The sequence below is a fragment of the Pseudomonas sp. genome, assembly GCF_026224925.1.
Classification (GTDB): Bacteria; Pseudomonadota; Gammaproteobacteria; order Pseudomonadales; family Pseudomonadaceae; genus Aquipseudomonas.
This window is the reverse complement of sequence record NZ_JAMFRV010000333.1, coordinates 1-14,188: the sequence shown is the minus strand read 5'-3', so window position 1 is coordinate 14,188 and position 14,188 is coordinate 1. Positions and strand designations below refer to the sequence as shown.

Genomic DNA, 14,188 nt, shown 5'->3' with positions numbered 1-14,188 from the left:
TGACGCTATCAACGGACTGCGCAAGGAAGCGTCTGACCTATACGACCATGTAGGCACCGCTCTTCCAGAGTCGACCCCTGCGCCTGCTGAAGGGGCTCTGGCTCACATACAGGCGAATTTGGACAATGTGGGCGGCGACGTAAGCCTGCTGCCGGACTACCAGCAAAAAGCCTACAGGGTTTTGACTGCTGATCCTGACATTGGCAAGCCGTTACAGTCGGTGGCCGGGCTAAACCTGCCTGACCGGCACGCTGCCACTGCTAAGGCTCTGAGTGTCGCCGCTGACGACCTGGTAACCGGTAACGGCGGCTCGCTAGACAAGGCCAGATTCTCCGATGAATTTAAGCAGCAGGGAGTAGCCGCTCGTGATGCGCTGGAAGCTCAGTCGAATGACCTTTATCAGCAACTAAATACGGCAATCCCAAAAACTACCTTCGCTCCAGCCAAGTCGACCGTTGGTTATTTGGCAGGCAAGCTTGTAGAGCTTGGCGGTCGCGACGAACTGTTATCGCCAGCCGAGCGACTGACGCTCAACGCGCTATCTCCCAAGCTTGTCGGTGGATCGGCAGTAGAGCCCACTTACGCAGCGCTCGACACAGTCCGCCGCCAAGTTGCCTCGGGCTACAAGGGTCGGGGTATATTCGCCGACAGCGACAGTCATGATCTTGACCGGCTCTATGCGACCTTGAGTCAGGATCAGCAGAGGGCAGTAGAGGCTGCCGGCCCGCAATACGGGGAAATTTTTGCGCAGGCAAAAAGCCTAGTTGGCCAGCGCAAGCGGCTCGAAGACAATCTTAAGGTGACGCTCGGCAAAGACTTATCTGGGTCGGTCGGGAACGTGGTATCTGGCGCAGTCAAAAAGCTATCGACCGGAGACTTTCAGCCATTCGACCGCACCTTGGCCAACATACCGGACAACCTGAAATCTCAGGCGGTACTGACGGGTATCGGTGACGCCTTTTCGGGCGGCAAGGGCAAAGGCCTGAATATTCCAGCAATGACCGACTGGTATCGCGGCCTTAAAAGCAATCCTGCTGCCTTGGCGCGGCTGGAATCGCATCTAACGACGGAGGCCGCCCAGCAGTTGCGCGACCTGAACACGGGCGCTGCAAACCTGCGGGGATTGGCAGACGGATCTGTGAATGACGGAGCTCTAAGGGTGCCGACGTTCAAGACTGTCGACGATCTGCGCCGCTCTATCGAGTCAAAAGCGCATGACGGCCACTTTGCCAACGCCGAAGATAATGAACTCCAGAAATTTCATGGCGCACTGCTGGGTGATCAACAGAAGGTTGCAGACGCTCACGGCGTCGGAGTTCCGTTCGCGTCAGCTCGATACCTGGAGCACAAGGGAAAAAATGCCCAAGATAATCTGACTGACTTACTTGGTCGAAAACTTGAGAGCTCGATAGCCGCGAAAATGGGGCCGGCAATTGAGCAACTGCGCACCGGTAACACTGAAAAATTTGAATCAATGATGCGTAAGGTGCCTAAAGAACAACAGCAGTCCGTTGTCATGACTGCTTTGAGTAGCGGATTTACCAAGGGATCACGCACCTCGCAAGACATCACGCCAAAGGGGCTGACTGATTGGTATGACGGCCTGCTCAAAAACAGAGCCGGGCTAGACCTTCTCTATAAGTACATGCCGGAAGGCGCCCAAAAACGCCTTGAGGATGTCGTTACATCTTCCAGGGCGATGGCTGCTTCCGACGCAAAGGTCATAGGCACAGGCATTTCGAAAGACCCATTCAAGGATCAAGATGCGGCAGGACAGAAAACTGTAATTCGCCGCGTGCTCGGACTGGTGAAGCCGGTTGCGCTGGGAGAGGCTGCTGGGCATTTGACGGGCATCCCCGGGCTAGGAAGTGCCGCGGCGCTTTACTCGGTGCTGCGTACGCCAAAGACGCCAACACTAGAAGCCGCTATGCAGCTTTTCGCTGGTCATCAACTACAGGACGCAGTGAGGGCTATCACCAGTTCTGGCGGAGCTTTACGTCCGAATGTGTTAGCTAGGCAGAAACAACTAGTCCGCACGATGGCATACCGGAAGTGGGAGCGGAGCCTCAACGACTCAGCGCGAGCCCGCATAGCAACAGTCGGCCCGCTGGTTTACCTGACCGAGCCTAGCCAATAACCGTTGCCGTAGAGCCAAGGATGGCTCTACGATGGCACCTCAAGGGAAGGGGCACCATGCAGAACGTAAAAATCATATTCGCTTATAAGCAGGGCTTTCGCCGACTATGGTTGGTTTTGTCTTTCGTCTGGCTATTGATTGTTTATGTGATCTTTATGCAAGGGCGGCATGACATTGATTACCAGCTCACAGCTAGCTATGGGCTTATCCCACCGGTGGCCCTGTATTGCTTGAGCGCTGCCCTCGTCTGGATCATCGAAGGCTTCGCCAAAGCAGGTCGGTAACTACTGCCGCTTGCACGGCCAAACAGAAGTGAGCGCTTTTGTAACTTCTACAGAGGCGGGAAGACCCCACGACTCAGGATGTTGTTCGAGCTGATTTTGAACGACGCGCAATACTTGACCTCCTGATGTGCCAGCCGGTGCGCATACAGCCAAGCCTTCGTATAGATCATAAACCGCAAAAATGTACCCGTACGCCTGCCCGCCATCAAACTCGCGCGAAGCAGTTGGCGTCCCGGCATCAATTCCTTTTATGGATTTGTAAAGCTCCTGGGCACTCAAAAATCCAGCCGTAGCCTGTTCTGAAACCATCCCCGCCAACAAAACCATTACATATTTCAGCTTCATGTCATTCCCTTGATAGATGGTGTAAGCAGAGCATCTTGCCTGAATCAAAACAGACTGACGTCAATAGGATCACGGCAACAGTTTGATGACGCACTTTTGGTAACTCGCCCAATAAATATTCCGCCACATTTTCTAGTCACATAGCGTTTCTCGCATCCAGATACTGCGAGACAGCGCCATGCAAAACGCTCCCTACGAATTCGGCACAGCTTTCATTCCTCGCCCACCCGTTCGCAGCACTATCTGCGCTGGCTCTACTCCGATCACCATCGATGGCTTGATGCTCCCCGCTGCTGAGTGGGCAGCTCGTCTCGGCTTGAAGTGGCAGACCGTCAAGATGCGCCGCTTGCGAGGAGAGAGCTGGGCCAAGGCGCTTACTCCAGAGCTGCGCCGAACCACCTTCATGTCTCAGTGGTCGCTCCAAGCCAGATAGACAGCACCGCTGTATTAGATACAACACCCGTACGCGCAAACTGCTACTTCCGTAGCATTTACCCACGGTATCCAAACAGTGGTATCCACGCTGGTATCCACGGATAAGCCGGTGTCGGGTAGCGCTTGGTTACGGGCATGGTTACGCTGATGGTTACGCTAAAACCAATGATTACGAGCGGGAGCGTTGCAAGGCCTTTGTGTCGAGGAACTCCGCCGCATAGGCGCGGCTGAATCCTTAAATGTGCGATGTCGCGTTTTGGTGCCGCTAATAGCCACAGAGCGCATCGGCCAAGTCACGCCAAGGGTAATTGTCAGAGCTAAATGCCAAGCACCCTGGCAAGTGTGTAAACGGATTCTCAGAATCATCCGGGGTCTGTGCGGCGAAGCAATTTGAGCACCATACAAAGCCGCCAAATAAAGCCCACTTTGCGTTCCAACCTATCAACCGCCTGGACACCACGGGGCTCCTGCTGAGTTTCGTGAAATATCTGAAAGCATCGATCTGAAAGCATCGAATTTTTTGGACATGTGATATTTCCAAATTTGCGACAGGAGGGCTGTATCGTTACCAACGGCTATTGCTTCAGGTACGCCTGTTTAGCTTCCTCCGTCATTGAAACCCCCTCGATGGCGCTAAGCCCTTTGAAGTCCACCAACGCTGCGATATAGCCATCAGCGACGCCCTTCTCATACAGGCGATCATCCTCGTTTGACTGTTCAAGGATTGTATTGATTCGCAAGCGCACGGCCTGCCTGAGCTTGGCTATATTCATTTTAATTTCCAACATGCTATGTCTCAGCTCCAGCTATTTATTCCCATTCTAGCGGTCGAAATTGAACGATGTTGAACCATTTGTCTGACGCTATCAGGTAATAGATAACAAGCCAACGAGCGATTATTAGCCAAATTCAGGTCGTGGCGTGCGTTGTCAGTGTGCGTGCGAGATGCCAAAAAGGAGCCTTCTGGCTTGCGTATTGCTACGGATGGGAGCGCCCACCAACTGCTCGCGCTGGAACGACGATCAGTTCAATTAAGGAGTGGCGGCAGCTCAGACAAGATCTCGGCGAGTTCACACCATGGGAACCGCTTGCCATCGGCCGCTATACATCCGCAGATGTGCACAAACGATCTGCCCGCATCTTCGAACGGTTGATGCGCAAAGCATGTACTGCAGATCACTAGGTTGCCGCCCATCAACCACTGTGCGTTCCAGCCAATCAGTCGCTGCCCAGGGTCAGCGCTCTCGCTCTTGGCGATGGCCAGTCTGTAGACACTCTCTTCGCTCGACATGGGTAACGTCCTTGTTTGCTGATGCGGATTAATCTGCTCTCTGAATAACTTTAGACCAAGGACATGGTTTCGCGCACACTTCGCGCACCTCCGAAGCAGGTCAGCCGCTGCGCAGCGCGCGTCAGGTCAACTTTTCACGCAGCAGTTCACGCACTGATTTCACGCACCTAACCATGCGTGAAACCCCTCTGATTGCCGGTACGCACGAGCAGGTACGCAAGACGGTACGCAGCGAATCAGTTAACAGTGTTAGCACCCCTACGCGGAAGCTGGTGTCACTCTGCCTTGCTTGCGGTGGTTACCAAACAACTGGTTACCACGCTGGTTAACACGGAAACACTGGTAACCGGCAGGTTTCCAATCGGAGGTTGCCACGCAGGTTGCCACGGAATACAGCCTTTCCGCCTGGCAACCACATCTCGTCGATAGCGCCATCCGGCGTGTAGCTTTCAACACACTGTGTCGATTTCAACACTGAGTGGCGTTTCCGCCATATTCGGTACGGCTCGAGATTAATCTAGAGTCGGGCGCACCAGCGCGAGACTACCAATTTTGGTAATTTCGACGGGGAGATGGGGTATGCCTACACCTGCGCAAGGGTTCGACTTCAAATCTGTCTCCAAGACAGAATTAACCCAGACCTAACCGGCAGGGTTCTTTTAGGTTGCCGCCGGCCCGACGATGCGCCGGAGCGGACGAGACAACTCCAGCTGTGGTGATCATCACCATAACTGAATTGAATCGGTCGCTTTGGAGCTTTGTGTGCTGGCTTTTCCAGTCAAGCCCATGCCTTCGACTACCGGCCTCATAGGTAATGAATGGTGCCGCCAACGGTGTGAATCGGATTCACACCCTTGGTCCGATTAACTACCCCGAATGCGGGTAGTTTAATTACGGAAAATCCGGGTAGTTCTGCGATTTGAAATCGCGACACCTGACATACCGAAATGGGAGGTCAGGTTGTCGTCCGAAAAGCGGACATCAAGCCAGGCTGATCTAACTGCTATTCGCGTAGCAGTTTCTAGGTTGTGGAAAACCTACATGCGAGGATGGGCGGCAGGGGTCTGAGCAAAGACGCGATCGGGCCTACAGATGAGAATTCCGACTTTTATTTAATTACGGAGGATTTCCCCATTTTTTTAACTTCCTGAGCAGAAAGAAACACTGCGGAAAGGGGGCAGCATTTCAAAAAGTGAGTAGATTTGTGAGTAGATTTATTATTCATCACTCACTAACACCATATAAACCGTGGCACACAGCCAAAAGTTCGATTCCGTCTCTGGCACCATACATACCGAAAAACCCCTGCGTCGAAAGGCTCAGGGGTTTTTTATTGGGCGTCGTTTGACCACATCCCGCTTGGCTATTCAAAACGTATGCGTTTCAATAGCGCCCATTAGCGGCACCCGCCTGCAACAGGACTTAAACCCATGGCTTCGCCAGACAAACAGCAGAAACGCGCCAAGCGAGCGAAAACCAAAGCCAAACAGAACCGCTCGGGGAAACCGACGCAGGGTCTGTTCCATCCGGTTCTTGCATCGCCTTTGGTTAACGAGCCGTTCGATGACGTCGAAGTTGACCTATCGGCTTTCGATTTTGAGGATGTTCTTGCCAACGGTTTCGACCCGGCCGACTTCGACGACCTGTTCCAGGCCATGAAAGCCGCAGAGTCCATCAGTCAGCTGGCGATGTGCGTGGTGTTCTTGCAGTACCCGGTTTTGGAGATGGTGATTTCGGAGGAGGAAGAGGAAAACGCCACCGACTTCCTCATGAGCCTGCTCATCGCCTACCGTGCGAACTTCTACGATGAAGACGAAGACACCGCCGTTGCGTGGATGGAAGGCAAAGCTTTCCTGGCTGATTACAACGAGGCGTCACGCATTCTTGTAGGCAAGAACAACCAGCAGTCGCGCTGAAGATTTTTCACCGACTCACGCCGTGAGTCGTCGTACTCCCTCTGTATTATTCCTTTTGAGGTTCGTAACATGCGTACAACTCTTTCTGCCTTGACCCTTGCTCTTGGATTGCTCGCGGCTCAAAACTCACTGGCTGGCGACACACTCACTTCTGCCCTTGGTGGCGGTGTTGGCGGCGCGCTGGGTAACGTTGTAGGTCAGAAAATGGGCGGCGGTAGCACCGGTGCAGCATTGGGCGCTGGTGTCGGCGGCGCAGCAGGCGGTGCATTGACGGCCAAGAAAGGTCACAAGGTCAAAGCAGCACTGGGTGGCGGCCTCGGCTCAGCCGGTGGCTCGTTGATCGGCAATAAGTTAGGCGGCAACGGCACCATCGGTGCTGGCCTCGGCGGCGCGGCAGGCAGCGCACTGATGGCTAAGTAACAGCGATTTAAAAGACGTCGGGCGGTGCTAGCCGTCCGAACGCGAGTAAAAACCCGCCCTGTGCGGGTTTTTTATTGTCCGGATTGCTAGGCTTTATTTTTTGACCGCTAATCAGGCATGGGCACACGGACCTTGCGGTATGCCTGATAAACCGCGTTGTCTGCGTCCCGAACAAGTTCGGTCCCACCGGATCTCGGCATGACGCCGGATTTGGGGCAATCCACAACACTGTGGGAGTAAGCTTGCTTGCGAAGAGGCCATGCGCATCGCTGAAGATCGATGTGCCAGATCAATCCCCTCCCCAGCTAGCCTTTCCCAAAAGCAACTTCCACACATAATCCCCGTCCAACAATAACTTAGCTAATATCGGCATCTAAGAGCCACACGGCCAGCCACAGCTCACGGAGCAACCGAATGCAGATGTATAAAAAGTTTCTCCTGAGTGCGATCGTCACCCTGGCGTTCGCGACCGGTGCAGTTGCTGCCGACAAATTGAAAATGGGCGTCCAGGCGGCCTACCCGCCGTTCAACAGCAAAGACGCCAGCGGCCAGGTGGTCGGTTTTGACGTCGACATCGGCAATGCCCTGTGCGCAAAAATGAAGGTCGAGTGTGAAGTGGTGACGTCCGATTGGGACAACATCATTCCGGCCCTTAACGACAACCAGTTCAATTTCCTCGTGTCGTCGATGTCGATCACCGAAGAACGCAAGCAACTCGTCGACTTCACCGATCCGTACTACTCCAACAAGCTGCAATTCGTCGGCCTGATAGCGGCCGGATCGGACGAGTCAATTCCGTTCAAGGACACGCTGAACGGCAAAACCATTGGCGCCGCACGCGGCACACTGGCGGCGTCCTGGCTGAAAGATAATCTTGGCTCTGGTGCCACTATCCAACTGTATGACACCCAGGCAGATGCTTACGCTGATTTAAACGCGGGCAATCTATTTGCGGTGCTCGCCGATAAATTCGTCAGCTACGAATGGCTCAAAAGCGCGGACGGGATACCTTATGAATTCAAAGGCGAGCCCGTCGTAAACAACGACAAAATCGGCATCGCGGTACGTAAAGGCGACCCCCTACGCGAGCAACTGAACGCCGCGCTCAAAGACATCATCAGCGATGGTACCTACAAGAAAATCAACGACCGCTATTTCCCTTTCAGCATTCTTTGACCTTGAGCGACGCCTTGACCGGTGTACTGCAGGGTGAAGGGATTCGTACGCGGTTCCGTGAACTCGACGATTTCCTGATCGCTCATCAAGCGCTATGGCGGCCCCGCCCTTTCACGCACCGGCAACTGCCGTGGGAGCTTGACCACGTCGAGCTAGCCACGTGGTTGCGCTCACGCTCTCTGGAAGACGCCGAAGCCGCTCACAACCGCCCACATGCACTGCAAGCGCCAGCGCCTTTCACTCAATTGGCGGCACGGTCTCTTGCACTGAGCGCTGTCGGCGGCCTGGCAACTACCCAGCGCGTCGCTCTCCCAGCGCGGATGAGCAACGACGTGCCAGGCCGTAAGTGGCAGCAGATCCAAGCCTTCGCCCAGTCACTGAGCTTCCAGCAAACGCCCGAGCACTGGCTCGACTGGTGCGCAGGCAAGGGGCACCTCGGGCGACATCTGGCCCATGGCGGCCAAGCGTTGACCTGCCTTGAAGACGATCCGCAGTTGGTGGATGCCGGCGCACAACTCAGCCGTCGGCTGGACATTAGCGCCGAGCACCTGCAACAGGACGTGCTCGCCGTCGATGCCGCTGACCGTCTTCACCCCCGGCACACGCCCGTAGCCCTGCACGCGTGTGGCGATCTGCACGTGCAACTGATGCGCCTCGCCGCCGATACCGGTTGTACCCAGCTCGCCATCGCGCCGTGCTGTTACAACCGCACGCGCGTTACCGCTTATCAGCCTCTGTCGTCACAGGGAAAGGCTTCGTTGCTGCGCCTGTCCCTTGAAGACCTGAGCCTACCGCTCAGCGAAACGGTCACCGCAGGTGCTCGCGTCCGGCGTCAGCGCGATGAGTCGATGGCCCGACGCTTGGCGTTCGATCTGCTTCAGCGCGACCTGCGCGGCATCGATGATTACCTGCCGACGCCCTCCCTGCCCGTCACGTGGCTGGAAAAATCTTTTCCCGACTATTGCCGCGATCTGGCCGCGCTCAAGCAACTGCCAGCAGTAGGACGGCAAGACTGGCAAGCGCTTGAAACGGCCGGCCGGCAACGCTTGGCCGAAGTGCGCAACCTGGAACTACTGCGCGGACTATTCCGTCGCCCGTTAGAACTTTGGTTAGTTCACGATCGCGCTGGCTATTTGCAGGATCGCGACTACGCTGTACAGCTCGGCACGTTCTGCACGACCGACGTCACGCCACGTAATCTGATGCTTCTCGCTGAGCGCCAACAGGATGAATTCGAATCATCATCCTGTGGATAACTCTGTTGATGAAAATCTGACCAACGCGACAAAAACATAGCTAGCTAGCTAAGATCTTTACGTTTGTCTTTTTTATGACAGCTTAAATATTCAACAAAACAGCCACTTGCATACACCTGAGAACAGCTCCAGAAAAATCGCGGTTTGGGCACTAATACCGACGTCGCTTGTGCATAAGCATTTTGGCGAGCTTGATTTCGACCCAAGATTTCAGCGTGCCCTCTACCGCAAACCGGACGTGGCTCAGTAGCACTGTGTCAGCCCAAACTGCGCCCATCCGTCGGACATTAGTTGGCCGCGCTTGAACTACCAATCTCCAGCAACACTTCGCGCCCGACAGTAACTGCGCCAGCGCTTCATTGATCTGCTTAGGGGATAAACCGCAGTGATTGGCACCTGAAAATGAACGCCACGTGGGGCGACTGCGGGAGAAGACCAACCCCGGAATGGCGATTGAATATTTTTCTATGGGAATCAGCTAGCTAGGGGTTTACAACGCAAAAAAACTGGATATACTCTGCGCCCATTAGCCGGTATAGCTCAGTTGGTAGAGCAACTGACTTGTAATCAGTAGGTCCCGAGTTCGACTCTTGGTGCCGGCACCATACAACAGAAAGGCTCACCGAAAGGTGGGCCTTTTTTGTTTCTGGGGTTTAGATAACCCACTTACATTTCCTCTCAACCGTCCACAATCTGTCCACAGTTGGCAAAAGCTTCCAGATCGTGGCTTCGGTTTCGCCAACCAGATTGGGGCTAACGTTACTCGGATGAAGGCGAAGCCTGGCACTGGCGCAGAGAGGAAGAATTGACATGGACACCTCAACCGCACAAAGCATCAAGCTCGCCATCGTGTCGGCAACCGGGCTGTCAAAAGACGCGCTGCACATCTATGTGGGCATGGCGGTCTATTTAACGTTGATCGCCGTCACCCGACGACTCAGGCCATACATTGGCTGGCTGGTTGTTTTCATCATTGCGTGTGCTGGCGAGTGGGTAGATAGGCGAGACGATATCGAAAGCCTCGGATACTGGCGCTGGCAGGCAAGCGCTCACGACATTCTCAACACATTGTTTTGGCCGACGGCGCTAACACTGCTTTGGCTTTTAAAGTGCCGCAAAAAAACAAGCGTACGCCCGTAAAACTCTCGCAATTTGTTCTGCCTCGCGGGTCCACCCAAACACCGCTGCAAAGCCGCCTGCTTGGGTGCGCCTCACCTAGAAAATCTAAAGCCCACGCAACTGTCTGTGGAAAACCACTGGTTTCCACCGGTGGATAATTTCATCCACAGCCGCAGAACTCACGAAAATTCAAGATTCGACCAAATTATCCACAGGCGTAGAAAAGATCGGGCAAAGCGCTGTCGTTGACAGCAACCCAGGTAGCCAGAACCTTTAAGGCTACGCCACACCGTGGTGGTTCTCCCAAAGTGCGATTAGCGTCCGGCGGCTCGCACGGTCACAGCGATGTGATGGATGCCTACTTTTACCAGTGTGCCCACTGCGGCAACTCATCCCCTTTCATAGCTGCCCTGCAGCAACCTATCCACTTGGCCATTCCCGTGCGCCAACCTGCGCCCGTCTCTTTCTCCCGGAAAGAGACGGGCGCTCCTACCACTACTGCAGGCCACCTTGTACAAGGCTTTGCGACACTCCCCCTCGTGACAATCGGCGTGACAAACACCGAAGTCACCAGCAACAGCGATGTAGATGATGGTGCCGCAGCCCAAGGAATGGACTGCACCTAACTGACAGTCAGGCATGCCCCGGTCATCGCATCACTGCCTTCACCCGACTCAGGATCTCGCGGCGCTGGTCTCGTCAGCCAGTGCAGCCTCCACCCGCCCACTTCTTCGGAAGTGCTCAGGAGGTCAGATCATGAGATGCCCAAGCTCCCGGTCGTAAGGAGCCGCTAGTCCTGCGTTAGTGGACATCCCCACAGGCCGCAGGGGCCTTGATCCCTGATAACACTCAACATTCGTGGCGGGATGACGTGGGGAAGGTTTTAAAAGTTTTGGCTTCGAGAGGAGTTTGATCATGGCGTTGGCGGGCAGGCGAGATGGACGCAATTTTGGCTACGGTCGGCAGTTGAGCTATGCCGGGCCACAGGCATTGAAAGATCTGTTTGGCGGTGGGCATTACGGGACAGTCAAAGCACACAGTGATCGCTGGCAGGCGTTTGTACGCTGGTGTCGGTCGGAGGATGGACCCGGGTTTAACGATGCGCGGCAGATTGATCGGCAGACCTTGCTGGACTACGCCGGGCATCTGCGCCAACAAGTTGAACGAGGTGAGCTGGCCATCGCGACTGCGCAAAACCGGTTGTCCAGTGTGAATCGGACCCTGGCCGCGCTTCGCGGTGATCAGTATGTGAAAGTGCCGAGCCCGAGTAAGGCGTTGGGAATGCAGCGCACCAGTGTTCGCCGCTCGGTGCCGCAAGGCCAAGACCGCGAACACGTGAAGCGGATCTTCGACGTGCTCTGCGAACACCAAATGCCGCGCGCCGCGGCCATCGCTCAGTTGGCGCGAGCCACCGGCATGCGCTTACGCGAGGCCGAACAATACGGCAAGATCAACATCCAAGATGGCACCAAAGGGGGCCGCTCAGGTGCCTCGGCACCTCGCTGGCTTACGGTAGATGAGCATATTCGTGACGCGCTGAAGTGTGCCGAACAGGTCTCGCCCGACGGCAGCCGCAACCTGCTTGCACCGGATGAACGCTACCTCGATTTCCAACGGGGAATCGTTCGTCCTGCACGGGACCTCCTCCATAAGCACAAACTCAAAGGCTTTCATGAATTACGGGCGGCCTTTGCATGCGAACGCTATCAGCAAATCACCCAGCATCCCGCGCCTATCAACGATGGCCATTGCTACCAACTCGAGCGACGCCTTGATCAGAAGGCCCGAGCGCAAATCAGCTATGAACTCGGACACGGCCGTATCGACGTGGTGTCGGCTTACATTGGTGGCCACAGATGAGCACGGCATTCGATATGAATCTGTTCCTGGCGGGCGTCCTGACCGGGTCGCATACCACGCGCCAACGCCACCTGCGTCAGGCGAGGGCCATCCAATCAGCAATCGCTGAGCGCTGGCAACGCGAGAACCCATGGTCTTGGCAGAGAAAACACCTTGCGTGTTTTTTGAATCACCACCTAAACCAGCACACTGAATCGACGTGCTATTACTATTTGCTGACCATGCAATTACTCACTCATCGCTTAGGAAAACCCTGGCAGTTCAACCGCTAAACGAAGGTAAGAAAACGGCCAAAAGCGGACTTTTGTATGAGCCTAGGAAATTAGGAGCGATTGATTCGAACAGTTCGCTTAGTGCGCAGTGAAGCTTCGTGAGCATTACAACCGGAGTTTCAGGGGAACGATTTGTCAGCTCTGATTAAGGCCGCTGCGTTGAGCGTACGCCCATCTAGATCACCTAATCGCTGCTAGCCATTAAGGGGAGTCTCATGGTTTAGTGACGCATGGGATGCTAAGGCCAACTGGCCTGCGTGCTTGCACTTAGGAGTTTCATTTGGATCTGCCTCTTCCGTTCAACTTGATCGTAAAAGCCGCTTCCTGGGTTTGGCAGCGTGTAACCAGGGTGCTGCTATACAAGACCTATGTTGGATCACATCGAAAATGGAATTCTCGTCATCAACTCGGATCGCGGTGGGAGCCATTAGGAGACTACCTAGAGTATTCCTTGAGGCTGGCGCAGCCGACAGATCACAAACCCCATGTCTCTAAGCTTGCCTTAAGATCGACCGGTCAGAGACTGTCAAATGTGGATCTTTATTTCGAGGCCCATGGCGCTGGCGTCCGCTATCAGGACAAAATATCTGTTTGTGAAGTTGACCGAACCCCGATGGTCTGGAACTTGATAAATGTTCCGGTTCTGGATTTTGTTGGAGGCCTCCGAGAGGAAATAGCATTCTCTGTCGAAGAGGTCGAATTGCGGCAGTGTGTTGTAAGGCTTTCGAGCGGAGAGGCTCTTCCACCTTGTAATACTATGCGTTCATACCTATCCCAAAGTTGGATCCTGAGTGATGAGTGGATGTATCAGTGGGGGCATTGGTGGAACTGTAATGCGATAAAGTTTGCTAAGGGAGAAATCGCCATGTATTGGCGTTTGTGCTTTGGGCTTCCCAGAAATCGAGTGTATTCGCCTTACGCAACAGGCCCACGCCGCAAACCAGTCATACAGACACTCCTTCGAGGTATTGGGCGGATCATGGCACTACCCCCGCTTGTGACAGCTCAGTTCTGGTTGGCTATCTGGTCAGGGCTGTTTGTGATAGATCGCGATGACAGGCTTAGCTTCAGGTGGGCAGCAGGCAAGAAGGATGAAGTCGACACTGCTTGACTGTCCCGGCGAATTCCGTTGGCGGGAGGCCGCTTTGGGCCGTTTGCTTGTTGCCGCTGACCCCAGCATAGGCAGCAATCGGCCAGAAGCGGACATTAGATCTTGGAAAATCAACCGAAGCCCAGGTGGGGCGTCAAGCATTTGTACGTCAAGGTACTTAATCCGGGGCCTCTGCTAGAGTAGGACATCAACCGCACCTATCGTCACAGATCTGGCCGAAGCGAATACGCTATGAGTAATTCCTTAACCGTAGGGAAGATCGGTACATGCTAAAAATTGACATAAATAGATCCGACAAATGGGTCGCATTCGCTGTGACCGGTGTGCTTTCCATGCCTCCTATTGGCCTTGGACTAGGCCCTGACATGTACCTTATCCAAGATCCAAAGAATCCCGACTCTGGCACCTCCCCGCTTTTCTCCGCAGTTGAAGAGTCTTTCCAAGACTTCGGCATCACTGACCACACCCCGCTAACATTAGGTTATATAAAAGTACTCTTGATCCCGATGAAAGACGTCACGGAGTACGGTATAAAAGTTGGGTTAATGGTGGCTGACCTGGCGCTT

Annotated in this window: 13 protein-coding genes, 1 tRNA gene and 1 pseudogene; 12 read left to right on the top strand and 3 right to left on the bottom strand. The window is 54.6% G+C overall.

Features of this window, described 5'->3' with window-relative positions:
* Both M0974_RS14620 and M0974_RS14615 read left to right on the top strand, forming a co-directional pair.
* Window positions 1–2,137 (top strand): annotated as a pseudogene (locus M0974_RS14620) (lytic transglycosylase); the annotation flags it as partial.
* A gap of 56 nt (window positions 2,138–2,193) precedes the next feature.
* Window positions 2,194–2,421, top strand: coding sequence for a hypothetical protein (locus M0974_RS14615; protein WP_297837909.1), 228 nt, complete (start codon window positions 2,194–2,196; stop codon window positions 2,419–2,421).
* On the opposite strand, the gene M0974_RS14610 is transcribed toward M0974_RS14615, so the two are convergent.
* Window positions 2,422–2,766: a Rap1a/Tai family immunity protein gene (locus M0974_RS14610; protein WP_297837904.1), complete on the bottom strand. Its 345-nt coding sequence runs from the start codon at window positions 2,764–2,766 to the stop codon at window positions 2,422–2,424.
* Between the two features lie 178 nt (window positions 2,767–2,944).
* Between M0974_RS14610 and M0974_RS14605 the strand changes: the two genes are divergently transcribed.
* Window positions 2,945–3,199 (top strand): hypothetical protein, encoded by a 255-nt coding sequence (locus M0974_RS14605; protein WP_297837902.1) that lies wholly within the window; start codon window positions 2,945–2,947, stop codon window positions 3,197–3,199.
* 577 nt (window positions 3,200–3,776) lie between these two features.
* Here the strand turns inward: M0974_RS14605 and M0974_RS14600 are convergent.
* Both M0974_RS14600 and M0974_RS14595 read right to left on the bottom strand, forming a co-directional pair.
* Window positions 3,777–3,989, bottom strand: a complete 213-nt coding sequence (locus tag M0974_RS14600) for a hypothetical protein (protein ID WP_297837900.1) — start codon at window positions 3,987–3,989, stop codon at window positions 3,777–3,779.
* Window positions 3,990–4,228: 239 nt separating this feature from the next.
* Window positions 4,229–4,492, bottom strand: a complete 264-nt coding sequence (locus tag M0974_RS14595) for a hypothetical protein (protein ID WP_297837897.1) — start codon at window positions 4,490–4,492, stop codon at window positions 4,229–4,231.
* Window positions 4,493–5,922: 1,430 nt separating this feature from the next.
* On the opposite strand from M0974_RS14595, the gene M0974_RS14590 reads away from it, so the two are divergent.
* From M0974_RS14590 to M0974_RS14550, 9 genes are all read left to right on the top strand, one after another.
* On the top strand, window positions 5,923–6,408 hold the full coding sequence (locus tag M0974_RS14590; RefSeq protein ID WP_297837895.1) for a hypothetical protein: 486 nt from the start codon (window positions 5,923–5,925) through the stop codon (window positions 6,406–6,408).
* Between the two features lie 69 nt (window positions 6,409–6,477).
* Complete coding sequence (locus tag M0974_RS14585) at window positions 6,478–6,828, top strand: bacteriocin (RefSeq protein WP_297837893.1); 351 nt, start codon at window positions 6,478–6,480, stop codon at window positions 6,826–6,828.
* Window positions 6,829–7,242: 414 nt separating this feature from the next.
* Window positions 7,243–8,004 carry a transporter substrate-binding domain-containing protein gene (locus tag M0974_RS14580; protein ID WP_297837890.1) on the top strand — a complete coding sequence of 254 codons (762 nt, stop codon included), beginning with the start codon at window positions 7,243–7,245 and terminating at the stop codon, window positions 8,002–8,004.
* A gap of 14 nt (window positions 8,005–8,018) precedes the next feature.
* Window positions 8,019–9,260 (top strand): methyltransferase, encoded by a 1,242-nt coding sequence (locus M0974_RS14575; protein ID WP_297837911.1) that lies wholly within the window; start codon window positions 8,019–8,021, stop codon window positions 9,258–9,260.
* A gap of 529 nt (window positions 9,261–9,789) precedes the next feature.
* Window positions 9,790–9,865 (top strand) — tRNA-Thr (locus M0974_RS14570).
* 205 nt (window positions 9,866–10,070) lie between these two features.
* Window positions 10,071–10,400: a hypothetical protein gene (locus tag M0974_RS14565; protein WP_297837888.1), complete on the top strand. Its 330-nt coding sequence runs from the start codon at window positions 10,071–10,073 to the stop codon at window positions 10,398–10,400.
* A gap of 894 nt (window positions 10,401–11,294) precedes the next feature.
* A complete protein-coding gene (locus M0974_RS14560; RefSeq protein WP_297837885.1) occupies window positions 11,295–12,239 on the top strand; it encodes an integrase domain-containing protein in 945 nt (314 codons plus the stop codon).
* Entirely contained in the window at window positions 12,236–12,511 is a 276-nt protein-coding gene (locus M0974_RS14555) for a hypothetical protein (protein ID WP_297837882.1), read from the top strand. Before M0974_RS14560 ends, M0974_RS14555 begins: the two co-directional genes overlap by 4 nt.
* Window positions 12,512–13,888: 1,377 nt before the next feature.
* On the top strand, window positions 13,889–14,188 hold a 300-nt coding region (locus M0974_RS14550), incomplete at its 3' end, for a hypothetical protein (RefSeq protein ID WP_297837879.1).